The following is a 26,541-nucleotide window of genomic DNA, read 5'->3' as shown; positions in this document are numbered from 1 at the left end:
ACTGTGATATCATCTTCAATGTTAACTTCCTGTTCCTCTGTAAAAGATTTATACTTATGAATTACTACTTTCTTAAGCTTAATTGCTCTTTTAATTTTCATAATCAATCCAATAATAATTTTATTAAATTATAAAAATTATAACGATGATATAAAAAAGGCGAATAATTTTTTATTATTCGCATTAAAAATTTAACTATAATCAAAATCTTTTCGATAAAATCGATTTTGGAGAAGGCAATGTTGTGGTTTTATCAATTAGGGTATCCACGACTTTATTCTTAACAGGCTTTAGTAAATTGGCCGTTTTAATACCTAACCTCCTTAATTTCCACAATCCCTTTTCTTCACGTGTATAAAGCGTTGCAATAGTGTTTGTCAGGGTAAACATCGGCATGGTTTTGATTCTTAACCGTTTTTCGAAATGACGCAATTGTTTCGATGTGCCGATTTCCTCTCCCCTTTTTAAACCTGCCAAAACTTCATCTGCCAGGATTTCCTGGGCAATCAGGGCAAAATTGTAACCATGGGCTGTGATAGGATGCATTCCAATAGCCGTATCGCCGACCAAGGCAGCATGTCTTGTTTCAAACCGGTTGGCAAATACAGTTTTCAAAGGATAAACATGCCGGGTGGAAACAAGCTCCATTTTTCCAAGCCGTCCATGTATGCGTTTCATTATTTCCAGATTGAATTGTTCGGCTTCCAACGATCTGACCCGATTCATTTCATCAGGAGGAAGAGACAATACAACAGAAGTGACATTATTATTCAATGGCAGTAAGGCAACAGTCTGTCCTTTGTCAAACCATTGCAAGGCAACTTGATGATGAGGCAACTCATGCTTCATACGACATACCATCATATGACGATGAAAATCATGCAGCAAATATCCAATTTCAAGACTGTCTCTTATTTTGGAGAAACGTCCGTCACTTACAACAGCCAGTTTTGTAGAAAAAACTGCATCGTCCTGATCTGCATTGGAATATTCAACCCGGGCATAATCAACAAAGCAATTTAATTTATTACAGCGTGTCTTGGATAAAACAGTAATCCCTTCACGAGATTGAACCTCTTCAAATGTTGCCTTTCGGATCAGATGATTTGGGACAAGATAGCCAAGAGCCTCTTCGCCCTTTCCCTGCGTGTCAAAAATCAAAGGATTGTTTTCTTCCCCATTCTCAACCCTGGCCTCCCTGAGCGAAGAAATTTCATCTTCAGGAATACGGTCCCATATCCCCATTGATTTCATCAATGAAACGGAATGATGGGTCAAAGCTATTTCACGACCATCAAAAGAAGGTTCTTGCAAAGCTGTCATTGGGGCTGGATCAATAACAGTGACTTTCAGTCCAATTCCTTCCAGGGACAATGCCGCACTTAATCCTGCAGGACCCCCGCCAATCACAACAACATCCATCATATCTTTAATCTTTAACATCGTTTCATCTCTTTAACTATTTATGAATCAATTTTGAAATTTACTGCACTTCCCTGCCAGTTAGCGACATAATCATCCACTGAAACCCGTGGAGGTGCCTCAGATCCTTCCACTGGTGTTCCGATAAACATAAACCCGATCATTCTATACGGTTTTTTCAGTCCCAATAATTCCGTAATTTCAGGAACATCAATGGGGCCTGTAATCCATTTTGCACCAAATCCCAGAACATGGACAGCATTCAATATATTCATGGTTGCTGCTGATGCTGCCATCAACTGTTCATCAAGGGAGATAGACGTCTTGTCATCATGAAATTGACGAAATCCAAGTGCCAAGATCAAAGGGGCATTCGAAAAATTTTGCACTATTTTGGTTATATAAGCGGGGGGATAACAAGAATCCGGTTTTGTAAGGATCTTTTCCAATGATCTTACCCATTTTTCTCGATACTCTTTACCAATAATCACAAAACGCCAGGGACGTAAGCGCCCATGATCAGGAGCCCGCATCGCTGTTGATAAAATTTGATGCAATTCATCGTCATTTGGCGCAGGTTGAGTTAATGAACCACATGAAAAACGAGAAAGCAGAAAATCAATATTTGACATAAAATTATCCATTACAATAAAGTTATTTATAATTTTACCATTTATAATGTAAGTTTCATATCAAATCTAAACTTACTGTAATTTCCTCGAGACAAAAATACGTAAAAAGTATTATGAATTTAAGTTTTATTCATAAGAAATTCATCATTTCATAATTTCATTTCTTACTCTTTAATCTTGGCATTCCGGCAAAAGCAAGTTATTAATTGAATGTCAAATATAATTTATATTTTAAAGTTATCTTTTATGAATACGCAAAGACAGGTATCCGTACATCGCAAAACCTCGGAAACAGATATCCAGCTCACCCTGAATCTTGATGGAGCAGGTCAGTCCAATATCGAAACGGGAATCGGTTTTTTTGACCACATGCTGACAGCTCTTACCAAACATGGCTTGTTTAACTTGGACATAATGGTCAAAGGCGATCTACATATTGATTTTCATCATACAGTGGAAGATGTCGGCATAACTTTGGGTCAAGCATTCCAGAAAGCGATTGGAGAGAAAAAAGGAATCTGTCGGTTTGGACAAGCCTCTGTTCCTCTGGATGAGGCCTTGAGCGAAGTCGTTATCGATATTTCTGGTCGCCCATACCTGGCATGGAACGTGTCTTTTCCAACAGAAAAGATAGGAAAGATGGATACCGAATTATTTGAAGAATTTTTTCGTGGGTTTGTGATGAGCGCCCATTTGAATCTGCATGCTATATTGCATGCGGGTCGTAATTCCCATCATATTGCCGAGGCAACATTTAAAGCAGCTGCACGTGCTTTGCGAATGGCTTGTGAATTCGATTCACGTGCTTTGCATTCCATTCCATCAACCAAAGGTGTGTTGTGAAATATTTTACTGTCTATGCAAACCAAAACCAACCTTCCGAATTAAAACTAGTGCCTGAGGGTTTTTCCTGGCTCGTATTTATACTTGGACCTGTTGGTCTTTTTGTCCAAAAAAGCTGGATTCATGGATTAATTCTTTTAAGTATTTGTTTTTCACTGGTTATCTGGATACATCCATCTTTCTTCTTGATGGCTTTGGTACATTTTATAGTAGGTTGCTTTGCCTTCCACTTTCAAAGAACGGAATTGCAATGGGCAGGATGGAATCTTCAAACCGTAATTGCCGCACCCAATAAGAAATTTGCCCTTCTTCGTTTACTTGATAAAAAACCCCGTTTAACAAACTATATCAATTCATGAAACATAAACCCGACAGCATTATTGTTATTGATTATAACGGCGGAAACCTTGCCTCCGCTCAACGCGCCCTGATTGCGGCGGCCCACATGATCAATCTGCCTGTTGATGTTGAAATCAGCAACAAACCAGAACATATTCAAAATGCGGACCGTCTTATATTACCTGGTCAGGGAGCGTTTGCAGATTGCATGAGTGGATTGCAATCCATTCCCGGTTTGCTTGAATCGTTAAATGCCAAAGTTCGGCAAGGGACCCCTTTCCTAGGAATTTGTGTTGGCATGCAAATAATGGCTGAACAGGGATTGGAACATAAAACAACCAAAGGTTTGGGATGGATCCAGGGTAAAATAAAACCTATCGATACAACAGATTTACCTTTACCCCATATGGGATGGAATGAACTAAATTTTAAAGTAAATGCACATCCTGTTATGAATGGAATAAATCCAGGTGATCATGCATATTTTGTCCATTCATATGCTTTGTCCGCTGAAGATAACAAGGATATTATCGCCACAACCGATTATGGCATATCCATTCCGGCCATCATCGCCAAAAAGAATGCGATTGGCACGCAGTTTCATGTCGAAAAGAGTCAACAGGTTGGATTACATATTTTGGCAAATTTCCTAAGATGGAATCCTACCCCCGCTTAGCAAGTATTTATTAATTACAATGGATAACATCAACTCAAACCTACTTCCAAAAATCGAATTAGAACAAATTACCACCCTTGATAATGATGATGATTTGCATGCAATCTGTGAATCTCTGGAAGCCGCGATATTGGCTGGTTATCATTGTCGCTGGGTTAAGGCACCACCAAGACAATTGTTGGAAAGCTATATAAAGGGATCGTTACTTGTTCCCGAAAAAACTCTTTTCACAGGTCGAATGGATGGACATATTGTCGCATTTTGCGAGGTTGAAACACCACTAAAGGAAGAGGAAACTCCCTATATTGCTGCAGAAATCACCATTTTTGCAGTTGCACCCTATGCCATAAATGTCGGCGTCAGTAAACGTTTACTTCTAAAAATCGAACAGACTATTGCCCAACTAGGTTTCCCGATCATTAATGTGCAAATTGATGAAAGTCAGAAAAAATTATTTCAGTTTTATTTGAAAAATGGATATCATCATTGGGCAACCCACCCTTATTATCGAAAAATCAACGGGCAAATTTTCAGGGGATATTTTCTATATAAATCCTTTTTGAACCTACCATAATTTTAACTTCATGAAGTGTAACTTATTTATGTCCAGCTTTTCTTCAGCAGTCCATCCCCTAACATTATATCCCGCGATTGATTTGAAAAATGGTCAATGTGTTCGATTACGTCAGGGTGAAATGGATCAGGCAACAATATATTCTGACAATCCCGGTGAACAAGCTCGAAACTGGAATAATCAGGGTTGTAAATGGTTACATGTTGTTGATCTTGATGGTGCCTTTGCAAAAAAATCTGTTAATACAGAAGCTATTTTAAGCATTCTTGCCAATTCTCAGGTGCCTGTTCAACTTGGAGGTGGAATACGGGACCTAAATGCTATCGAATATTGGCTTTATAAGGGCATAAAAAGAGTTATTCTCGGTAGTGTCGCCGTTAAAAATTCCAGACTAGTTTATCAGGCCTGCAAATCCTTTCCTGGTCAAATCGTGATTGGTATTGATGCCAAAAAAGGATATGTATCCACCGAAGGTTGGGCGGAAACCTCTGAAATGAAAGCCCTGGACCTCGCCTTACGTTTACAGGACAGCGGTGCTTCTGCCATTATCTTTACTGAAATTGAACGAGATGGCATGTTATCCGGACTTGATCTTGAACAAACTGCCAATCTTGCCCATCATCTCCAGATACCGATTATCGCCAGTGGAGGCATTGGTAACCTTGCACATATTGAGGCATTACGAAACGTTGCCAATCAGGAGCCAGGAATAGAGGGTGTAATTGTTGGTCGAGCCCTCTATGATGGACGCATTCGGATCAATGACGCTTTAAGGGTGTTGGAAACATGTTGAAAACCCGTGTCATTCCCTGTCTTGATGTCAAGAACGGACGTGTGGTCAAGGGAGTCAATTTTATCTCCCTACGTGATGCCGGTGATCCCGTTGAACAGGCATTGGTTTATGATAAGGCAGGTGCCGATGAATTGACATTTCTGGATATAACCGCAAGCAATGAAAACAGAAACACCATCATTGATGTGGTGAATCGTACAGCGGAAAAAATTTTTCTTCCTTTGACTGTTGGCGGGGGTATTCGTACACCGGACAATATACGTGCGCTTCTTTTAGCAGGAGCGGATAAATGCGCCATTAATTCCGCAGCCATTAAAAATCCGGATCTTGTTAATGATGGAGCCAATAAATTTGGCAGTCAATGTATCGTTGTTGCTATTGACGCACGATCTGATAATAAAGGTTCATGGGAGGTCTACAGTCATGGTGGTCGTACTCCAACGGGTATTAATGTCATTCAATGGGCAAAGGAAATGACCAGACGTGGTGCTGGTGAGCTTTTAATTACCAGCATGGATCGTGATGGTACGGGAAAAGGTTTTGATCTTGATCTTCTGAAAGCAATTAACAGTAATGTTAATGTCCCTGTGATTGCTTCGGGGGGTGTGGGTCAATTACAACATTTTACCGAAGGCGCGCAAACGGGAGCAACAGGATTACTTGCAGCCAGCGTTTTTCATTTTGGCCAATTTACGATTGAGCAGGTAAAAAAGTCTCTGGCAGGAAACAACATTCCCGTCCGCCTTTCCTGATCTGTATTTAATAAAGGAAACAAGGTATGAAATCCAATCTAAATGGTGAAATTCTTGATCGTCTATATAAAAAGATTGAAGAAAGAAAAAATAATGACCCTCAAAAAAGCTATTCCGCCAAATTACTGAAAAAAGGGTCACACAAGGTTGCACAGAAATTCGGTGAAGAAGCTATTGAATGCCTGATTGAATGTGCCACAAAAAATCCACAAAACCTGATCAGTGAAAGTGCCGATGTTTTGTATCATTTGTTGGCCATGTGGGTTATAACAGATATATCGCCTGAAGATGTTTGGGCGGAACTTCATAAAAGAGAGAAAATAAGCGGGATCGAGGAAAAGGCTTCTCGTAATTTAAAATCTTCAAAATAACAGGTGAAACAATGGCTTCAACTTCAGTTCGTTACGATTCTCAAAATATATTTGCTAAAATTTTGAAAAAAGAAATTCCAGCAAAAACAATTTATGAAAATGAATATGTGTTGGCGTTTCACGATGTAGCCCCCAAGGCACCAATTCATGCCTTGGTCATTCCCAAAAACCCTTATACCTCCTATGCTGATTTTTCTCAACGTGCAGCCCCCGAAGAAATTGTGGCTTTTACCAAGGCTGTTGCACATGTAGCCAATTTATTGGGTCTTGACAAAGATGGTTATCGCATTATCAGCAATATTGGCAGGAATTCCGGTCAAGAAATTTTCCATTTTCACTTTCATATTCTTGGTGGGAAAAAGTTACCATTTGCTTAATTAAAATTTTTCCATGATTATTAAAGCAGATAAAGAAACACCTTTAGCAAAGGCAATGAATAAGAAAGAAATCAAGGAATTCATTCGTCTTCTTGCCAAGGCACGTCCGGACGCTAAAACTGAACTGAATTATTCTTCACCCTACACGCTTCTAGTATCCGTTGTTTTGTCGGCTCAGGCAACTGACATATCTGTTAATAAAGCCACAAATAAATTGTTCAAGATTGCATCTACACCTGAAGCAATGGTTGCTCTTGGTGAGGAAAAATTAGTTCCCTTTATCAATTCCATCGGTTTATGGCGTGCCAAATCCCGAAATGTTATAGCGCTTTCCAAACAATTGATCGAAAATTATAATGGGCAAGTCCCGCAAACGAGAGAGGCTTTGGAAGCTTTACCCGGTGTTGGAAGAAAAACGGCGAATGTAGTATTAAGTGTTGCTTTTGATCAACCTGTCATGGCAGTTGATACGCATATATTTCGAATAGGCAATCGCACGGGTCTAGCTCCCGGCAAGACACCCCTCGATGTTGAAAAAAATCTAGTAACAAATATTCCCCGAGAATTGATTGCGAAATCACATCATTGGTTGATTTTACATGGACGCTATTGCTGTAAGGCTAAAAAACCTGAATGCTGGCACTGTCCTGTTGTGCAAATATGCCATTACCAAGATAAAAACATAAGTCCATTTTGATTTATTCACTCAAAGCTTCGGGTAAATTCGGAATACCACGTTGAATTGGTTCCATAACCCATGGACGATTGCCTCTTAATGACAAATCATTTTTGATCTTGTTTGAATTCAACCATATGCTATGTGATCCATATACCCAGTTTTTTTCTTTATCAACGAATGATATATCAGGACATAAACGCTGTTCCCATAATAAAGAAATTTCCAACCGCATAGCATGACATATTTCAGCTTGGGAAAAGAAATTCTCAGGTTTTTTTAATATGATCAAAACATGTTCATCCAGCAATTTGCAATAAAAATCCTTGCAAAGAATATTTCTGTCATGATTGTGAGAAAATTGAATTCTCACTTTTGATACACCCAAGTATCGTTTCCATCCCTCAATCGTATATTTGTTGCATCCATGCTGACAAATTACCCATATAAACCCAGTTCGTCGAATGGCAATCATTTGTCCATCCGCAGAGGTTACCAGATCAGGATTTTTACCCCATAAACAGGATATAATCCCTATCGTAATCAGAAGAATGCCGATACTTTTTAATCGTGTCACGCATAAACAGATAATGCATAATCCAATAAAATAGCATGTCAACCCCCATCCAGGCATATCCTTAACCCATATAACCGCATAAGGGAAATCATTAACAATTCGGGCTGTATTAATTACCAAATTAATTCCATACGCCATCAAATGTAAAAAATAATAATCAATTCCTGTCCCGATAGTTACCAGGGATAGTAATCCAGTTGGCATGATCAAAAACATTGTTACAGGAACCGCAATCAAATTTGCCAAAATAAAATATAAATTCAGTTCATGAAAATGAGCCATAACAATTGGACATACTGCCAAGCCAGCCAAGAAACTGATCCATGCAGCCTCCAAAATATAGAAAAAAAATTTTTTTAAACCAAAAGTGTTCTTGGATTTTTTCAAAAAACGGTCATATCCCCAACCATATCCTGCAATTATAGCCATCACAGCTGCCATAGACATTTGAAAGGATACGTTCATGATCGATGAGGGTGAAAAAATCAAAATCATCAATGCTGCCAGCATCAAATTATGCATTGATAAACTTCGACGATCCATAGACAGGGCGAAAACGATCAAACTTGCCATTATCAGACTACGAATTGCCGGCAAATGAACTCCTGTAAGAAGAAAATAGATACAACCTGCAATCCATCCAATTGATAACGCAATCATTTTCACTGGCCAATGCAAGGCAATATACTCACTTCGCAATAAAAGCCAGCGTACTGTACCGCCAACAATCAACATCACCGTTCCCAGATGCAGACCAGCAATGGCCAATAAATGGGCCAGTCCGGCCACAGCAAAAACATGTCTGTTTTCTTGAGATAAATTCGCATCAATTCCGGTTAATAGAATTTGCGCAATTGCACCAGTCTCACCAGGCAATAAAATCCTGATACGACAGGCTATTTTTTCACGTATCAATTGTATTGAGTTTTTATCACTTTTTCTAATTACGTTAATAGGAGCGATAGCATATCCATAAGCACCAATATTTTTAAACCAATCATGAAATTGCAAATCATAACTCGCCATTCTAACTGGAGGGAATGGATGCTTCAGCATCGCTTTAACCTCTATCCAATCTCCGACATTAATTTGGGAATTATCGGTACGGAATAATGTAATTTGAATATATCGATGCCATTCTTTCTGTTCAGATTCTGGATATGATAAAAAATGAACATGATGCACTAAAATGCGGGTTTTTCCACTTGATAAAATCTCCATTCGACGAATTTTTCCTTTCATTGTGGCCGCATGCGTTGGCAAACGGTAAAAAGGTTCCTGTCGATGTGTTTGTAACCATGCAAGACAAAACCCTGATCCCAATAAAAAAACAACACAGTGAAAAATATAGAGATTTAGTTGAAGGGGATAACGCCATCGAATGACTGCCATTCCTATCAAACCGAATATTGAAAATATAAAACCATATGATAAATCTGGTTCGCTCGTAAGAGTGAAATAAATCAGACTTCCAAGACCCAATAACACAGGCATCCATAATTTCGAATGGTCAGTTTCCCTTGCCAACAGAGCAATGACATTTTTTATGCTGTCTAAGATAGTTCAAAAACTCCATAAAAATATTTTTTTTCTAGACTTCATATCTTTATTTTTAATAATTAATATAAACATTATTTCAATTCACTTTTCATTCTACGTGCAAGAAAGATACCCATGACCGTTCGTACACGTTTTGCTCCAAGTCCAACGGGATTGCTTCATATTGGCAATGCTCGCGCTGCACTATTCAACTATCTTTATGCCAAACATCATCATGGCGAATTCTTATTACGGATTGAGGATACTGACAGAGAGCGTTCCACTCAAGAAGCTGTTGATGTTATTCTTGATGGACTGGTATGGATGGGGTTAACACCTGACGAACCGCCTGTTTTTCAATCGACAAGAATTAAAAGACACCAGGAAATCGCCCTTCATCTTCTCGAGACAGGAAAAGCCTATAAATGTTTCTGCACACCAGAGGATTTGGCTCAAATGCGTGCCAAGGCACTGGCTGAGGGAAAACCTCCCCGTTATAACGGATACTGGCGTGACCGTGATCCATCCGAGGCACCCTCCAATGCACCTTATACCGTTCGCATCAAGGCCCCCAAAGAAGGTGAAACTGTTATTCAAGACCTTGTTCAAGGAAAGGTCACCGTCGCCAATATCGAACTGGATGACATGATTATCCTACGCGCTGATGGAACACCAACATATCAACACGCTGTTGTCTGCGATGACCATGACATGAATATCACCCACGTTATTCGTGGCGATGACCATTTAACCAATAGTTTTAGACAATTAATGATCTATCGCGCGATGGAATGGAATATTCCCAAATTTGCCCACCTTCCTCTTATTCATGGTCCCGATGGTGCGAAATTGTCCAAACGACATGGTGCAAGTTCGGTTGTTGAATTTCGTGATGAAGGATATTTGCCTGAGGCTTTATGTAACTACCTGCTTAGATTAGGCTGGGGTCATGGAGATGAGGAAATACTTAGTCGGAAAGATCAAATTAGGTTATTTGATCTGGATGGTGTTGGCCGTTCTCCATCTCGAATGGATTATGCCAAATTAACACATGTTAATGGATACTGGTTAAGACAGGCAGATGATGTAAGACTAACCAAAGATGTATTGTCTCGTTTGAAGGGACGGAAAGACCTTGATTTAAGCCAGAATAATGAACAGAAAATCAAACTGTTAATGCCTGGATTGAAAGAACGCGCAAAAAATCTGAATGAATTGGCTGAAAATGCTTCTTTCCTTTGTATGTCAATTCCATTAAATTTTACGGACAAGGCACAAAAATTATTGAATGAAAATAATCGTGCCTTGTTGAGTAAACTTGTCATGGAACTGAATAAACTACCTGAATTCACAAAAGAGTCTGTCAATAACTGTCTACATGCATTTGCTGAAAAGGAAAACCTGAAATTGGGTAAAGTTGCCCAGCCTTTACGGGCGGCTGTAACGGGAAGCACCATGTCGCCAGGAATTGATGATACACTTCTCGCATTAGGCAAAAATGAGGTTTTGGCTAGATTAGGAGCCGTAATTAATGGTTAATTCCTTTGGACAGCATTTTCTTGGTATAGAAGGACTTCCCGAAGACCAAATTGAAATATTATTGGATCGGGCAGAAAACTATGCCTTACTAAACCGTTCTCGCAAGACCCCTCGCAATCTGTTGAGAGAACGTACGTTAATCACCCTGTTTTTTGAAAATAGTACCCGAACTCGTACATCTTTCGAACTGGCGGGGAAACGTCTGGGTGCTGATGTCATTAACATGTCCGTTTCCACTTCTTCGGTCAGCAAGGGGGAAACATTACTGGATACGGCCTATACCTTAAACGCTATGCGAGCTGATTTGCTTGTCATTCGACATGCACAATCTGGTGCCCCTGCGCTTCTTGCCCAAAAGGTCGATGCAAGTGTCATCAATGCCGGCGATGGAACTCATGAACATCCCACCCAGGCTTTGCTTGATGCATTAACAATTCGTCGCCACTTTGGAAAATTGACAGGTTTGACTGTTGCAATATGTGGAGATATAGCTCATAGCCGAGTTGCCCGTTCAAACATAATCCTTCTTAACACAATGGGTTGCAATGTAAGAGTTATTGGTCCAAGAACCTTGTTGCCTTCAACAATCGCTAAAATGGGTGCCACCCCTTATTACTCAATGGATGAAGGGGTTAAAAATGTTGATGTTATCATGATGTTGCGTCTTCAAAGAGAAAGAATGAGTGCTGGATTAATCCCAAGTACCCGTGAATACTTTCGTTTCTTTGGACTGGATCGAAGACGGTTAAACCTTGCAAAGTCAAATGCATTGGTCATGCATCCCGGACCATTAAACCGAGGAATAGAGATTGACAGTCATGTTGCCGATGATCCACATCAAAGCGTCATACAGGAACAAGTCGAAATGGGTGTTGCCGTAAGAATGGCAGTTCTTGAAAAATTCTCTCACATAAAGGCGCAGCCATGAAACCGATTCTTTTCACCAATGTCCATTTAATTGATCCTCAATCAGGATTGGATCAACCGGGAAAACTTCTTGTCAAAAATGATAAAATTGCCGGGATAGATCTTCCGGAAACAGAAGGGCAACCATCAGATTGCGATGTCATTGATGGAAAAGGAGCCATTCTTTGTCCTGGTCTTGTTGATATGCGTGTAACCGTGGGAGAGCCTGGATTTGAATATAGGGAAACCATTGCCACCGCAGCAGAAGCAGCTTCTGCAGGTGGGATAACCACCATGGCAATTCTACCCAATAGTAACCCCGCCATCGATAATCCCGCGTTGGTAACCCTGCTAAAGGCCAAGGGTGAAATAACAAAATCGGTGTCCATTCTTCCTTATGGTGCATTAACTGTTGGTTGTGAGGGAAAGGAACTTGCAGAAATAGGCTTGCTTCAAGAGGCTGGCGCCATTGGTTTCACGGACGGAGACAAGGCGCTTGCAGATACCCGTTTGATGATGCAGACCATGGCCTATGCAAGTGGATTTGACGGATTGATCATTCAGCATCCCGAAGACCCCAGTCTGGCCAAAAATAGCAGTGCCACCCAGGGAGAGCTGGCAACAAGACTTGGTTTGCCTTCTGTCCCAACTGCGGCTGAAGCAATTATGATTGCCCGTGATTTACGATTGGCGGAACAAACAAATTGTCGATTACATTTTGGACATATTTCCACCGCGGAGGGACTTAATCTAATTCGACAGGCAAAATCAAAGGGATTGAATATAAGCTGTGATACCGCCCCGGTCTATTTTGACTTGAATGAAGAGGCCATTGGTGATTTTAGAACCTATGCCAAACTTTCCCCACCACTCCGTTCCGAAGCGGATCGTCTTGCAATCTGTCAGGGATTGGCAGATGGAACCATTGATGCAATCGCCTCGGATCATCTTCCAAGAGATGTGGATGACAAACGTTTACCGTTTGCAGAGGCGGCTCCGGGCGGGACAGGGCTAGTTACCCTTTTAAGTGTTACCCTTATTCAAGTCAAAAATGGCAATCTGCCCCTCGCAAAGGCTATTTCACTTTTATGTAACAATCCTGCGAAAATCCTGCGTCAACCTATCGGAACGCTTGCCAGAGGAAATGTTGCAGATTTATGCTTGTTTGATCCGGATCAAACCTGGCAGGTTGAAGCGGGAAAATTACCAGGACGGGCTCAAAACACCCCATTTGACAATCGTGTCCTTCCAGGTGTCGTCCTTGGAACCTGGAAAATGGGACGCTGTATTTACAAAAGAGAGACCCTATGATTTGGCATATACCCCAATATGCATGGACATTAATGGCAGGCATTATCTTTTTGTCCTATCTGATTGGCAGCATTCCTTTTGGAATGTTGGTTAGCTATATTGGTGGAATGGGAGATATTCGCCAAATCGGTTCAGGCAATATTGGCGCCACAAATGTTTTACGTACAGGCAAAAAAAAACTAGCGGTTTTAACTCTTTTACTCGATATGGGGAAAGGTTCTTTTGCAATATGGTGTGCCTATATTTTTGCCATTAACTATACAGTTCAGGCCGAATCACTTGCCGCAATTTTTGTAGTAGTCGGCCATTGTTTTCCCGTTTGGATAAATTTCAAAGGTGGAAAAGGTGTTGCTACGGGGTTAGGTGTCAGCCTTGCCTTAACACCTATTGCTGGCCTATTATCATGTATTGTATGGTTACTTGCCGCCAGACTGTCCCGAATTTCCTCTGTAGGTGGATTGTCCGCATTTGTTGCATGGCCTTTATTCATTATGATTTTTAATCATCTTGATCTTAAAACCCCTCTTTTATTTCCCGCCCTTCTTATAAGTTTACTCATATTTTTTCGTCATAGAACCAACATATACCGTCTCAGCAACGGTACAGAACCTCGGATTGGTGAAAAAAAACAAACAAATTAAGCTAAATGTCCAAAAAACCATTGTCTTCCACCCTATCTGTAAAACAATTACTTCCATATTTAAAACTTGCTAGAACGGAAGGGATCGGTGGAATCCGTTATCGACAATTACTTGACCATTATCAAACCCCTGAAGCTGTTTTGGAAATTTTACCAAAATTAAAACGTTCAAAAGATTCAACAAAAAAATTTCAAGTTCCTGATAATAAAAAACTTCATAGAGAAATTGATCAAACACTTGAATTGGGTGGGCAATTCGTTCTTCGTGGAACTCTGGAATATCCGCCCTTGCTTGATATGCTTGAAGATGCCCCTCCTATTCTGATTGCCATAGGCAATATCGAGTTATTAAAAAAGAGAAATGTTGCTATTGTCGGGGCGCGTAATGCTTCTATACATGGCATTAAAATGGCAGAAAATCTTGCGGCTGATCTGTCCGCACATCAAATTGGCATAACCTCTGGTCTAGCCAGAGGTATTGACAAAGCAGCTCATAAAGGGGCCTTATACACAGGTTTCACCATTGCCGTAATTGGTTGTGGAATCGATATTTTTTATCCAACAGAACATAAAGACCTTCAAAAATCAATAGCAGAAAAAGGGGTTGTTTTAACTGAATTTTCTATTGGAACCCAACCTCAAGCCATGCATTTCCCACGCAGAAACCGTATTATTGCTGGATTGAGCTGGGGATGTATTGTCATTGAGGCTGCCCAGCATTCCGGCAGTCTTATCACGGCTAAACAAGCGCTTGATTATAACCGTCCCGTTTTTGCAGTACCAGGATCTCCCATTGATCCACGTTGTAAAGGAAGCAATAACTTGATTAGAATGGGGGCTATATTAACAGAAAATGCCATGGATATAATATCCGAACTCCCCCATCCCCTTATCCAAGAAAACACCCCTTCCAATACAGATCTTTTTACCTATTCTCCTGAACCTGAAAACATATCCCACCAGAACAAGAATTTTCCACAGGTCAATATACCTGATAAAAACAATTCAAGAACAATTGAAGATGATATTCTCTTCCTACTTTCTGCCACCCCTACACCTATCGATCTAATCTTGAGAAATGTTCATTACCCTACCAATGAAATTCAGAGTGCTCTTACCTTGCTTGAAATCCAGCAAAAAATTTTTCTTTGCCATAATGGCTATATTTTAAAATGAGGAAATCAAACAAATTCTTGAATTTTTCTTCCATTTTCGTTTTAATATGTAAATCATATCCATTTAAAAAATTAATTAAAAACCAAAATAGCAGTTGCTTCTTACTAAAGAAAAGATAGTATTCTGTTTCTAATTGCAGAACTCATTTTTACTAATCCGTCTGGAGAGAAAATGACAGACGTCATCGTTGTTGAATCGCCTGCCAAGGCCAAAACCATAAATAAATATCTTGGAAACAAATACACTGTTCTCGCCTCTTTCGGGCATGTCCGAGATCTTTCTCCGAAGGATGGAAGTGTTAGGCCGACTGAAAATTTTGCCATGGATTGGGAAACGGATGAACGTGGAAACAAGCAGATCAAGGCGATTGCCCAGGCCTTAAAAAATGCCAAAACACTTTATCTTGCCACTGACCCCGATCGTGAGGGGGAAGCAATTTCCTGGCATGTCCAATCCATCCTGAATGAAAAGAAATTACTTAAAAATATTAATGTCGAGCGTATTACCTTCAATGAAATTACCAAACAGGCAGTTCAATACGCTATTCAACATCCCCGGAAACTGGACCAACCTTTGATTGAAGCATATCTTGCACGACGTGCACTTGATTATCTGGTAGGCTTTACATTATCACCAATTTTATGGCGAAAATTACCTGGATCCCGAAGTGCAGGACGAGTCCAATCTGTTGCCTTGCGTCTTGTATGCGAACGTGAAGCTGAAATCGAGATTTTTCAATCCAAAGAATATTGGACCATTCATGGCACTTTTATCTCTTCATCCAATAAGGATTTCACGGCAAAACTTACCCATTTAAAAAACAAAAAACTTGAACAATTTGATCTAAATACGAAAAATCTGGCAAAAGAGGCTTGTACATATTTAAATAATCAACAGTTTAGCGTTCGTACCATAGAGCGAAAAAAAACAAGAAGGAATCCATCCCCCCCCTTTACCACCTCGACATTACAGCAGGAAGCATCAAGAAAATTAAGAATGAGCGCACAAAACACGATGCGTACCGCGCAACAACTTTATGAGGGAATTGAAGTCAAGGGGGAAATCGTTGGTTTGATTACCTATATGAGAACCGATGGAGTACAAATGGCAAATGAAGCAATTCAGGCCATTCGTAATCATATCAATACCGAATATGGCGAAAAATTTGTACCAAAATCACCACGCAAATACACAAGTAAGGCAAAAAACGCCCAAGAAGCACATGAAGCCATACGACCTACACATATCAATTTCACTCCTGAACAAATCAGTTCTTATTTAACAGCTGATCAGAAACAGCTTTACGATCTTATCTGGAAAAGAGCTCTTGCCAGTCAGATGGAATCCGCAGAACTTGATCAAATTTCCATAACAATAACAGATGAAAAGCAGGAAAATTGCTTTAAAACAACGGGATCAACAATAACATTTGAGGGTTTCTTAAAAGTTTATACAGAAAGTTTTGATGATACAGATAAAGATGAGGCGGAAAATAAAAACAACAAAGGGTCACTCCTACCCCCCTTAAGAGAAAAAGAGACTCTTCAAACCAAAGAAATTTTGCCTAGTCAGCATTTTACCCAACCTTCTCCACGCTATAGTGAAGCTTCACTTGTTAAAAAAATGGAGGAACTGGGTATTGGTCGTCCATCCACTTATGCATCCATTCTCGGGGTTTTACGTGACAGAGGTTATGTTACTCTTGAAAATCGCTATTTTATTCCTCAGGATCGTGGACGTTTGGTTACTGCTTTTCTAACATCTTTCTTTAAACGTTACGTTGATGTCGATTTTACCGCCACGTTAGAGGGACAACTTGATGAAATTTCCGATAGTAAAATAGATTGGAAAAAAGTTTTACAGGATTTTTGGAACGATTTTTCCAATGCCATCGAGCAAACAAAAGAACTGAAAATCTCTGATGTTATTGATGCGCTTGATCATGATCTTGGCTCTCACTTCTTTTCTGAAACAACGGACGGGTCCGACCCCAGAAAATGTCCTGCCTGTGAAAATGGCAAACTTCATCTAAAACTGGGTCGCTATGGGGCGTTTATAGGATGTACCAACTATCCTGAATGTCAATATACTAGAAAGTTAAGTCTGGATAATGCTGATCAAGAAGATAATGAGATTTTAAAAGAAGGCAGCAAAATCCTTGGAAATAATCCAGAAAATAATGAAGTAATCTCACTTCGTAAAGGACCTTACGGATTATATATACAATCTGGTGAGGCTGATCCTGAAAATAAAAAGATCAAACCCAAACGTGCCGCTATTCCAAATAATATTAATGGAAACACACTTACCCTGGATCAGGCCATTGCCCTGTTATCTTTTCCAAAATTACTTGGAGAATATCCTGAGACAGGTGAAAAAATAGAAATCGGGTTGGGACGTTTTGGCCCTTATATCAAAATGGGAAATATTTTTGCCGCCTTGGATAAAAATGAAGATATTTTATCAGTAGGATTGAATCGAGCCTTGGAGGTTCTTGCAAAAAAAATGGCTTCTATCCGTAATCTGGGGCTTCATCCAAAAGATAAGGAACCTGTTTTATTAAGAAAAGGACGTTTCGGATTTTATATACAGCATAAAAAATCTGTTGCATCCCTACCAAAAGGTGATAACGGAGATAATACAACCCTAGAGGACGCATTGAAACTTCTCGAAGAAAAAGGAAAAGAGTTAAAGAAAACGCCAACAAAAAAGAAAAAAACAGTAAAAAAAACAAAAAAATAATATGATTTTCAGCTAGATTATTGTGTTTTTTACGTGACAGATTTTGTTATTTTTATATTTAGGTTTTAATAATCTTAAAGTTGCTATAGCTTTTTTAATATTGGCTAACCTTATATTTAAAATATTTTATTGTCTTTGGAGAACAATCATTTTCCTCCTAATACGACATTTCTGTTTCTTTAGACTGACGCAAAATGCGATATGTTTTCTATATTTCATTTTGCAAAAATACAAACCTTTATTTTATTGTCTGTATATAATTCTTGCATTTAATACCTATACCCCTATATACGCACAATCTACTACATCCACAAAACCAAAAGATATCGCCCCGTTTAATCAACATAGCTACGAAAATGTCATCGCCACCGCATTGACTTTTCTACAACCCAGAATACTGGAAGAACATACGATAAAAGAATTGTCTTTATGGGGACTGAATGGCTTAAATGCCGTTGACCCCTCTTTATCAATTCATGAAATCGAAGATAAGCTTGTTCTTCAACAGTCTCAAAAAATTCTAGCTAACTATCCCTTGCCGGCAGATAACGATATACCCCAATGGGCAAAGACCATAACGGATATTTCTACCAAGGGATGGGAAAATTCCAATTTAATTCAATTGGCAAACAATCAAGGTCTTACCCAAGCTTTTTTTGATGAATTATTTGATCATATGGATCCCTATTCAAGATATGTCGCTCCCAATTTTGCATCCACGGATCGTAATCAACGAGGAGATGGTGAGGCAAATATCGGAATTACCATCTCCAAAGATAAAAACTATATCGTTATCAGCTCTATCAATACCAATGGTCCCGCTTGGTCAGCAGGACTTAACGTAGGTGAACGTATCTATAAAATAGATAGCAAACGTACCTATAAACAATCTGTTGATACAATTAATAACTGGCTAAAGGGCGGCAACAATTCATCTTTGACTCTTGTCTTGGGCTCACACGGTAGAAAAAAAACAAGAATCGTACGTTTGAAAAGAGAAATTGTTCCTCCAGCGACCGTATTTGCATTTACAAATGATGACATAATCATTTTGAAAATAACCTCCTTTTCAACTTTCACTGCGGAAGAAATCAATCAGTATCTTGATCAAGCTGTTCAAGATATGAAATTAAAGGGACTGATTCTCGATCTCAGAGGAAATAGAGGAGGTGTTTTGCAACAGGCCATAACAAGCTCTGCATTATTGCTGGATCATGGTATTGCAGCAACGACACAAGGACGAGATCAAGAGTCCAATCACGTATGGGCAGTACAGGGAGGAGACATAACCGATAATGTTCCCATTGTTATTTTGGTTGATGGCAGAACTGCAAGTGCTGCCGAAATTTTAACCGCTGCGTTATCCGATCATAAGAGAGCCGTCGTAATCGGCAGCACAACTTTGGGTAAAGGTCTTGTACAAACCATTGCACAATTACCTGATGGAGGAGAGCTCTTCGTTACATGGAGCAGGGTTATCGCCCCCTTGGGATGGCCAATTCAGGGCTTGGGCATCATTCCGCAAATATGCACAAGTCGTGGAGTTAAATTCACTCAAAAACAAATGAATGAATTAATTAATGATCAATCTTCCTATGCACGTGATGTTATCTTTTCCAGACAATCACGTTTTCCGGTTGAAGCAAAGGACATTCTTCAAATTAGAAATGCCTGTCCCCCTGCCATCGGTTCAGATATTGATCTTGAGATTGCCGATGATTTGCTTCTTAACCCAAAGCTTTACCAAAAAGCACTTGATATGATCCCGAATGATTAAGTTGTATAGACAACCAAATTGGATTTTTCACGGTATTAATATTTTTTTTGATTATTACATTGCCAAATGATAACAATTAAAAATTGCTCTCTTGTATTTATTTAAGTTTGAAAATAGTATATTGCTTCTATTCAAGTAAATTTAAACCATGTGTTGTTTCAATGACATTTGATATATTTTTCGAACAAAAAATTTTTTTTACTTCTTTCTTCACTAAAAAAAGGGTATTTCAGTTCGAAGAATATTTTACTAAAACAATTTGCAGCTGATAGCTAGATTTAAGGAGTGAAAAATTAAGATGAGTTTGAAATTCCCTCTATTTGCTGCATCTATATTTAATATTTCTACCCTTTTATGTTTAACCACTTTTCTCATGCCCTCAACCACGATAAAAGCACAACCGGTTAAAGGTTTGTATGTAACAGGTGCTGGCGGGCTTAGTATCAATCAAGATCAAGTTGTGCGTCAAAATCCCATTATGCCTGATGGTCGCGATAAATATACACCAGGGGCCACTGCAGTAACGAGTCTAGGATATGGTCTTGGAAACGGTTTTCGAGTTGAAGTGGAGGGAAATTATCGCAACAATCCCTTGAAATATCAAAATCTCGGTTCCTATAAAGCCCGTGGTGAGGGCCGCCAGCAAACTTATGGATTTATGGTTAACGCCCTTTTTGATATGGATGTGGGAAGCCCTTATATATTCCCATATTTCGGTGCGGGAATTGGTTATGGATGGTCTACAATGAATGGGGTAAAACTTCGCACCGCGGATCATCGTCTTACTGAACACATGGGAGGTACATTCGGACAATTCGCTTACCAGGGAATTGGAGGGCTATCATTTCCAACCCCTTGGATTGTTGGATTGTCCTTCATTACAGAATATCGATTCTGGACAATGCTGGCACCCCAAAGTCATACCGCCGATGTATGGGGTACCCAAGGAGGAAGAAACATTACCCATCCTTATGGTCATACCAAAGGCAATCGGGATACAACCACCTATTTTAACCATTCCATTTTACTCGGGTTACGTTATGAATTTAACCCTGCCCCTCCTCCTGCAACACCTGTTGATGAACCCCCTGTAGTTCCTAAGGCCAGAAAATCAAGATTATATCTTGTGTTTTTTAACTGGAATAGTTACAGCCTGAGTAATCGAGCGCGACTTATTGTCCGAGAGGCTGCCCAAGCCTACAATAACGTGGAAAACACCCGTATTGAAGCGGATGGTTATACAGATACATCTGCTAGTCCCGATATTAAGGGAAAAAAATACAATATCGAACTTTCCCTAAAAAGAGCCAAGGAAATCAGATCCGAATTGATACGAAATGGCGTTCCGGCCGGCAATATTGATATACATGGATATGGATCACAAAATTTGCGAGTACAAACAGGACCCAATGTACGGGAGGCACGTAACAGACGTGTGGAAATAATTTTACGCTAAATAGTTTCATCGTGGAGGGAATATCACATATTCCGGATTTCCCTTACGATACGGTTTTAAATAAGGATTTAAACCAATCCATTGAACAAAGGTGTTGATAGATAACGTTCCGCAAATGAAGGAACAATCGTTACAATGACTTTACCTTTGTTTTCTTTACGGGCTGCCAACTGAATACTCGCAAACAGAGCTGCACCTGAAGAAATACCCACAGGAATACCATCCAATCGAGCAACGCGTCTTGACGTGGCAAGAGCGTCATTTTCTGAAACCATCAGAACCTGTTTAAGTAAATCGGTATCCAAAATACCCGGTTTAAATCCTGCCCCTATTCCCTGAATACCATGAGGACCAGGCTCCTCTCCGTTAAGAACAGCACTTTCTGCAGGTTCAACACCAAATATCTCCACCTTTGGATTATGTTTCCTCAATCCTCTGGCAATTCCTGTAATGGTTCCACCCGTTCCGATACCGGCAACAACAATATCGACTTTTCCCTGCGTATCCTGCCAGATTTCTTCCGCAGTGGTATACTCATGGACAAGTGGATTCACGGGATTTTCAAATTGTTTTGGCATCCAGGCATGAGGTGTATTTTCTACAATTTCTTTTGCTCGAGCAATTGCCCCAGCCATTCCCAGATGACCTGGGGTCAGCTCAACCTGTGCATCAAGAAAACGCATCATTTTTCGACGCTCAATCGATGCCTTTTCAGGCATTGTAACGATCAGCCGATAACCTTTCGCTGCCGCTATAAATGCCAAGCCAATTCCTGTATTGCCTGATGTTGGTTCAACTAGTACACTTTTATGAGGACTAATAATCCCTTCTTCTTCCGCCTGATATACCATTGCGGCGGCAATTCGATCCTTGACTGAAGATAAAGGGTTAAAAAATTCTAGCTTTAATAAAATATCAGCTTCGATATTATCCTGCTTTATTAGATTTCCTGGCCTTACAAGCGGTGTCCCACCAATTGTATCAATCAAAGAATTATAAATTTTACCTCTAGGTTGTGCCAACCCAAAACGATTATTTTTTGTCATAACAATTCCCATTACTCGTTGATTAAGGATAATAATCGCTATAAATAACCTATTTATGCAAAATATTTCCACATCACAGATTTTATTTATAAAAAATACTATTTTTCATCTTAAATAATTATTATATACTATTAATATTAGGATATAAATTTTAAATTAACTAAATATTTCTTTAAAACCTTAGGAAAAATATTTAATGCTCTTAAGACAAGATCGTGCCATTATCGCTATTCTTATTGTAACAGATATCGCCTTTTACTCAAGTCACAATAATACCGTAAGTGCTTCTGACATTTCTTCAAGGACAAAACTACCAAAAAGAAGTATTGAACCGATTTTACAACTTTTATCCAGAGCTTCAATCTTGGAAAGTACTCGTGGACCACGAGGTGGGTATCATCTGGCTAAACCAAAAAGACTACTTTCAATCGCTGATATCATTAAGGCCATTTCGGTTGATGAAAAAGAAAAATATGAAGAATTTACGTTTCCACTTTTTCAACAAGTTATCAAACCATTATGGCAATCTATTGATCAAAAAATCATGAAGGAAATAGCTTCAATAACGATGCAAGATCTCATCAGAAAAGCCGAGGAAAAAGGAATGAAGCGTCCTCGTCCCACAGCTATTAATTTTACTATTTAACGTAATGGTAAATTCAAATCATTATTTAGCTTTTCTTACGGTTTTTCGATGATGGGAGACAGCTCTATGACGTGTTGCCTTTTTTCGAGAGGTCGTATTTTTGTTCGCGGGTTCTATAGCGGGTTTAGGAATCTGAACACCTGTATTGTCTACTGTTACATCTACTGACAAAACCGTTTTATTGCCCCCATCCTGATGTAAAAGATTCACAATGAATCTATCTGTTCCTGCATATGCCAAAGATGGCATGTATCTTATATAGGTTCTTTTATCATAATTATAAACAAATGTCTTGCCATGTTCAGGAACAGTTGCAATACCAAAAGAGATGAAGTTGTTTTTGGAGTCAGGTTGCACAATATTGAATTCACATTGACCATCATCACTGCGGACTGTCATCGTCGTTTTCCAACTTCCATCCGCTTCTTTGACTATAGGTGTTATTTGACAAACAGATGATTTTTTTGAATATTTAAAAGGATTGGCAGCCTCCCTATCGGGTTGGGCCACTGGTTGCTGATTATGTTGACAAGCTGCCAAAGCAATTCCCAATGAAGCCAAAATAAAAGATGAACGCAAACGCACGAAACTAGCCTCCATTTATTAAATCCTACCTATAACTTGGCAGTTTACAATTACAAACTTGATGAGAATATCAGTTTAAAACCGGATTGGTAAAAAAGATGTAAGAATTTATACCTACTCTTTGTATCAATATACACATCCACTTACAAAGATCACTACCAGATAAAAACAAAATCACCAATAACTTTATGATATTTTAGATGAATTTTAGCTTTTTTATTTTCGTTTATTATTGCAAAATGTGAATATAAACTATTGCATTATGTACAATTCCTGTTATATCCGATTTAATAATATCATATACAACTGCAATAAACTTTTATAGAATAAATCCAATATTCTTTTAACTACCCAACCAATCTTTTTAGTTCATATCCGATTTGGAGCACTCAATGTCTCTATTAGTTAAACGCTTTCTCTTTTCTGGATTAATCGCTGCGGGAATGTTTTCGAATCCATCATGGGCTTCAACGGCCACTTGCAATAATTCCCCTTCTCACGAAGCTTTTAATATAGAAGGCTTGAAAAGCGAATTAATGGTGACAGCCCTTTCATGTCAGGCTCAAAATCAATATAACGCCTTTATAAATCAATTCCGCCCGATTGTTAGCAGTGAGGAAGTTAAATTGAAGGGTTATTTCCGGTCAAGTTACGGAAAACGCTCAGGAAAGGCATATCAAAAAGCATATGATGATTACATCACACAGCTAGCCAACGTACAATCCTCTCAGGGACTTAAAGCGGGAACAATTTTCTGCATTCAAAGAATGTCCATGTTTGATGAAATCAAACCATTGAAAACGGCAAGTGAATTGTCTCAATATGCAGAGGCAAAAGATATTCTCCAACCAGCATCTTATGAAATCTGTCAGGCACCTGCAACACATAAAAAAGGCAAAGTCGTTAGAAAAAGACGAATCACACGCAAAGTTGCTGTTCACAAGAAATAATTTCAAAATTTAAGAGTCATGAAGAAAACATTTTGTAAAAACGTGTTTTTATGCGAAATACACTTATATGAGCGATTTATTTTCTTCAAACAATTCTTCTAAAACCCATTTTGCAGACAAGAAAAATGTAAAAGGGATAAAATCTGTTACCAGCGATTATAACGCCAAAGACATAGAGGTTCTTGAAGGTTTGGAGCCTGTCAGAAAGCGGCCTGGTATGTATATTGGTGGTACGGATGAAAACGCCCTGCACCACATGGCAGCTGAAATATTGGATAATGCCATGGATGAGGTCGTTGGCGGTTTTGCAAACACCATTCACATAAAACTTGAACAGGATAACAAATTAACCATTCGCGATAATGGACGCGGAATTCCTGTTGATCCTCATCCAAAATTTAAAAATAAATCAGCCCTGGAAGTGATTCTAACCACGCTTCATGCAGGAGGGAAATTTTCCAATAAAGTCTATAATACTGCTGGGGGTCTTCATGGAGTTGGATCTTCTGTTGTCAATGCCCTATCTTCTTGGATGGAAATCGAAATTGCCCGTGATAAGATGCTGTGGAAACAAACCTATGAACGCGGATTACCGATTACTCCATTAATTGAATGTGGTTATGTACAAAATCGCAGAGGAACCCAAATCAGTTTTATTCCTGACATCGAGATATTTGGCAAACTGCAATTTTCACCGAAACAGTTGTATAAACTGTGCCGCTCCAAGGCGTTTCTTTATAAAGGTGTCACCCTAAACTGGTCGTGTGATCCTGAATTAGTGAATAACACTGATATTCCAAGGGAGACAATCCTGCATTTTGCTAATGGACTTGAAGACAGTTTGAAAGAAGAAACCGACTCGGACCAGTTGATCTGTCCTATATGGTCCGGTGACGTCAATTTACCCAATGATTCAAAAGGTGAAAATACAGGCAAAATTGAATGGTCTTTGGCATGGCTGGAAAAAGGTGAAAGCGGTTTGGCATCGTTTTGTAATACCATACCGACGCCATTGGGTGGAACCCATGAACAGGGCTTCAAAAATGCCCTGTTAAAAGGAATTCGGACATGGGGGGAAAACCGGTCCAATAGAAGATCCTCAATCATCACTTCTGATGATATGCTGGGATCTCTTGCGGCAAAATTGTCCATCTTTATTCGGGATCCAGAATTCCAGGGACAAACAAAAGAGAAACTAAGCTCAAAAAATACAACCAAACTTGTTGAAACCGCACTACGGGATCGTTTTGATCACTGGTTGGCAGCCGATCCAAATCAGGCGGATCAACTTTTCTCTTTCCTTCTTGATAAAGCTGAAGAACGTTTACAACGTAAAGAAAACCGGGAAACAGTAAGAAAAAGCGCAACAAAACGTTTAAGATTACCAGGTAAGCTGACCGATTGCACAAGTTCTAATACCAATCAAACAGAAATCTTTATCGTAGAGGGAGATTCTGCTGGAGGATCGGCCAAACAAGCCCGTAATCGCGAAACTCAGGCAATTTTACCTTTGAGAGGTAAAATTCTCAATGTTGCAAGTGCTTCCAATCAAAAATTAAATAATAATCAGGAATTAAAAGATTTAATAGAAGCCTTGGGTTGTGGCATAGGTTCCGCATTTGATATCGATAAACTACGCTATGGTCGCATCATTATCATGACAGATGCGGATGTTGATGGTGCGCATATTGCTTCTTTATTGATGACTTTTTTCTATCAAGAACTTCCAGAACTTATTCTTCAAGAAAAAATTTATCTGGCTCAACCACCCTTATACCGTCTTAGCCAAGGAGATAAAATTATTTATGCCATGGATGATAAGGATAAAGACCGTAATTTATCAAGGTTGAACCAAAAAAAAGGTAAAATTGAAGTTTCTCGTTTTAAAGGTTTGGGTGAAATGCCACCCAAGGATTTAAAGGAAACGACAATGGATCCCAAACACCGTATCCTATTGAAAGTCATCATTCCTCATGATGAAAAAGAAATCACGGAAACACGTGTTTCTGATTTAATGGGAAGAAAATCAGAAATGCGCTTCCAATTCATACAGGAGCATGCCGGTTCTGTTGATTTACTGGATATTTAATTCAATTATATTATAAATATTCGTTTTATCTGCCATGGAAAGGAATTATTAAATTCCTTTCTATTCGTTGTTAAAACATTTTATCGATGCCTAGAAAATTAAATCTT

At 39.2% G+C, this 26,541-nt stretch carries 25 protein-coding genes; 20 read left to right on the top strand and 5 right to left on the bottom strand.

Translation table 11 applies throughout. The features are described 5' to 3' along the window. Positions 1 to 201 precede the first annotated feature (201 nt). Together ubiM and U0839_RS02280 are read right to left on the bottom strand one after the other, a co-directional pair. Positions 202 to 1,443: a 5-demethoxyubiquinol-8 5-hydroxylase UbiM gene (ubiM, locus tag U0839_RS02285; RefSeq protein ID WP_198184632.1), complete on the bottom strand. Its 1,242-nt coding sequence runs from the start codon at positions 1,441 to 1,443 to the stop codon at positions 202 to 204. Between the two features lie 20 nt (positions 1,444 to 1,463). After that, a complete protein-coding gene (locus U0839_RS02280; protein WP_162988599.1) occupies positions 1,464 to 2,054 on the bottom strand; it encodes a nitroreductase in 591 nt (196 codons plus the stop codon). Between the two features lie 246 nt (positions 2,055 to 2,300). Between U0839_RS02280 and hisB the strand changes: the two genes are divergently transcribed. Genes hisB through nth form a run of 9 tightly spaced genes read left to right on the top strand, consistent with a single transcriptional unit; the run spans position 2,301 to position 7,476 of the window. Continuing rightward, a complete protein-coding gene (hisB, locus tag U0839_RS02275) occupies positions 2,301 to 2,897 on the top strand; it encodes an imidazoleglycerol-phosphate dehydratase HisB (RefSeq protein WP_198192870.1) in 597 nt (198 codons plus the stop codon). Next, complete coding sequence (locus U0839_RS02270; protein WP_155565663.1) at positions 2,894 to 3,256, top strand: DUF2628 domain-containing protein; 363 nt, start codon at positions 2,894 to 2,896, stop codon at positions 3,254 to 3,256. The genes hisB and U0839_RS02270 overlap by 4 nt, the downstream gene beginning before the upstream one ends. Next, positions 3,253 to 3,912 carry an imidazole glycerol phosphate synthase subunit HisH gene (gene hisH / locus U0839_RS02265; protein WP_155565664.1) on the top strand — a complete coding sequence of 220 codons (660 nt, stop codon included), beginning with the start codon at positions 3,253 to 3,255 and terminating at the stop codon, positions 3,910 to 3,912. Before U0839_RS02270 ends, hisH begins: the two co-directional genes overlap by 4 nt. 19 nt (positions 3,913 to 3,931) lie before the next feature. After that, positions 3,932 to 4,486 carry a GNAT family N-acetyltransferase gene (locus U0839_RS02260; RefSeq protein WP_370533601.1) on the top strand — a complete coding sequence of 185 codons (555 nt, stop codon included), beginning with the start codon at positions 3,932 to 3,934 and terminating at the stop codon, positions 4,484 to 4,486. Positions 4,487 to 4,514: 28 nt separating this feature from the next. After that, complete coding sequence (hisA, locus tag U0839_RS02255) at positions 4,515 to 5,279, top strand: 1-(5-phosphoribosyl)-5-[(5-phosphoribosylamino)methylideneamino]imidazole-4-carboxamide isomerase (RefSeq protein WP_370533602.1); 765 nt, start codon at positions 4,515 to 4,517, stop codon at positions 5,277 to 5,279. Next, complete coding sequence (gene hisF, locus U0839_RS02250) at positions 5,273 to 6,031, top strand: imidazole glycerol phosphate synthase subunit HisF (RefSeq protein ID WP_155565665.1); 759 nt, start codon at positions 5,273 to 5,275, stop codon at positions 6,029 to 6,031. The genes hisA and hisF overlap by 7 nt, the downstream gene beginning before the upstream one ends. A 26-nt stretch (positions 6,032 to 6,057) precedes the next feature. Beyond that, positions 6,058 to 6,402, top strand: a complete 345-nt coding sequence (locus U0839_RS02245; RefSeq protein WP_155565666.1) for a phosphoribosyl-ATP diphosphatase — start codon at positions 6,058 to 6,060, stop codon at positions 6,400 to 6,402. 11 nt (positions 6,403 to 6,413) lie between these two features. Further along, on the top strand, positions 6,414 to 6,779 hold the full coding sequence (locus U0839_RS02240; RefSeq protein ID WP_155565667.1) for a histidine triad nucleotide-binding protein: 366 nt from the start codon (positions 6,414 to 6,416) through the stop codon (positions 6,777 to 6,779). 13 nt (positions 6,780 to 6,792) lie between these two features. Further along, on the top strand, positions 6,793 to 7,476 hold the full coding sequence (gene nth / locus U0839_RS02235; RefSeq protein WP_230880509.1) for an endonuclease III: 684 nt from the start codon (positions 6,793 to 6,795) through the stop codon (positions 7,474 to 7,476). 1 nt (position 7,477) lies between these two features. Here the strand turns inward: nth and U0839_RS02230 are convergent, their stop codons facing one another. After that, entirely contained in the window at positions 7,478 to 9,526 is a 2,049-nt protein-coding gene (locus U0839_RS02230) for a ComEC/Rec2 family competence protein (protein WP_155565668.1), read from the bottom strand. A gap of 180 nt (positions 9,527 to 9,706) precedes the next feature. Here U0839_RS02230 and gltX point away from each other — a divergent pair, with 180 nt between their 5' ends. The 8 genes from gltX (at position 9,707) to U0839_RS02190 (ending at position 21,118) form a co-directional block, all read left to right on the top strand. After that, complete coding sequence (gltX, locus tag U0839_RS02225; RefSeq protein WP_413549999.1) at positions 9,707 to 11,110, top strand: glutamate--tRNA ligase; 1,404 nt, start codon at positions 9,707 to 9,709, stop codon at positions 11,108 to 11,110. Continuing rightward, positions 11,103 to 12,038, top strand: coding sequence for an aspartate carbamoyltransferase catalytic subunit (locus U0839_RS02220; protein WP_155565670.1), 936 nt, complete (start codon positions 11,103 to 11,105; stop codon positions 12,036 to 12,038). The genes gltX and U0839_RS02220 overlap by 8 nt, the downstream gene beginning before the upstream one ends. After that, complete coding sequence (locus U0839_RS02215) at positions 12,035 to 13,327, top strand: dihydroorotase (protein WP_155565671.1); 1,293 nt, start codon at positions 12,035 to 12,037, stop codon at positions 13,325 to 13,327. The genes U0839_RS02220 and U0839_RS02215 overlap by 4 nt, the downstream gene beginning before the upstream one ends. Beyond that, positions 13,324 to 13,968 (top strand): glycerol-3-phosphate 1-O-acyltransferase PlsY, encoded by a 645-nt coding sequence (plsY, locus tag U0839_RS02210; RefSeq protein WP_155565672.1) that lies wholly within the window; start codon positions 13,324 to 13,326, stop codon positions 13,966 to 13,968. Before U0839_RS02215 ends, plsY begins: the two co-directional genes overlap by 4 nt. A 5-nt stretch (positions 13,969 to 13,973) precedes the next feature. Further along, a complete protein-coding gene (dprA, locus tag U0839_RS02205) occupies positions 13,974 to 15,143 on the top strand; it encodes a DNA-processing protein DprA (RefSeq protein ID WP_155565673.1) in 1,170 nt (389 codons plus the stop codon). 171 nt (positions 15,144 to 15,314) lie between these two features. Next, complete coding sequence (gene topA / locus U0839_RS02200; RefSeq protein WP_155565674.1) at positions 15,315 to 17,885, top strand: type I DNA topoisomerase; 2,571 nt, start codon at positions 15,315 to 15,317, stop codon at positions 17,883 to 17,885. A 220-nt stretch (positions 17,886 to 18,105) separates the two neighbouring features. Beyond that, entirely contained in the window at positions 18,106 to 19,662 is a 1,557-nt protein-coding gene (locus U0839_RS02195) for a S41 family peptidase (RefSeq protein ID WP_230882767.1), read from the top strand. A 298-nt stretch (positions 19,663 to 19,960) separates the two neighbouring features. Then, complete coding sequence (locus U0839_RS02190; protein WP_155565675.1) at positions 19,961 to 21,118, top strand: OmpA family protein; 1,158 nt, start codon at positions 19,961 to 19,963, stop codon at positions 21,116 to 21,118. Between the two features lie 68 nt (positions 21,119 to 21,186). Here U0839_RS02190 and cysK read toward each other — a convergent pair whose 3' ends face one another. Beyond that, entirely contained in the window at positions 21,187 to 22,164 is a 978-nt protein-coding gene (gene cysK / locus U0839_RS02185) for a cysteine synthase A (RefSeq protein ID WP_155565676.1), read from the bottom strand. 196 nt (positions 22,165 to 22,360) lie between these two features. Here cysK and U0839_RS02180 point away from each other — a divergent pair, with 196 nt between their 5' ends. Continuing rightward, positions 22,361 to 22,810, top strand: a complete 450-nt coding sequence (locus U0839_RS02180) for an RrF2 family transcriptional regulator (protein WP_110438269.1) — start codon at positions 22,361 to 22,363, stop codon at positions 22,808 to 22,810. Between the two features lie 21 nt (positions 22,811 to 22,831). Here the strand turns inward: U0839_RS02180 and U0839_RS02175 are convergent, their stop codons facing one another. Then, positions 22,832 to 23,395: a hypothetical protein gene (locus tag U0839_RS02175; protein ID WP_413549998.1), complete on the bottom strand. Its 564-nt coding sequence runs from the start codon at positions 23,393 to 23,395 to the stop codon at positions 22,832 to 22,834. A gap of 392 nt (positions 23,396 to 23,787) precedes the next feature. On the opposite strand from U0839_RS02175, the gene U0839_RS02170 reads away from it, so the two are divergent. Both U0839_RS02170 and parE read left to right on the top strand, forming a co-directional pair. Further along, entirely contained in the window at positions 23,788 to 24,345 is a 558-nt protein-coding gene (locus U0839_RS02170; protein ID WP_155569444.1) for a hypothetical protein, read from the top strand. A 67-nt stretch (positions 24,346 to 24,412) separates the two neighbouring features. After that, positions 24,413 to 26,434, top strand: a complete 2,022-nt coding sequence (parE, locus tag U0839_RS02165; protein WP_413549997.1) for a DNA topoisomerase IV subunit B — start codon at positions 24,413 to 24,415, stop codon at positions 26,432 to 26,434. The last annotated feature ends 107 nt before the right edge of the window (positions 26,435 to 26,541 follow it).

The sequence above is a fragment of the Commensalibacter sp. A3DC genome (assembly GCF_047307945.1).
Taxonomy (GTDB): domain Bacteria; phylum Pseudomonadota; class Alphaproteobacteria; order Acetobacterales; family Acetobacteraceae; genus Commensalibacter; species Commensalibacter melissae.
Note: the sequence above shows the minus strand (reverse complement) of the source record. Positions and strands in the feature narration are given on the sequence as shown.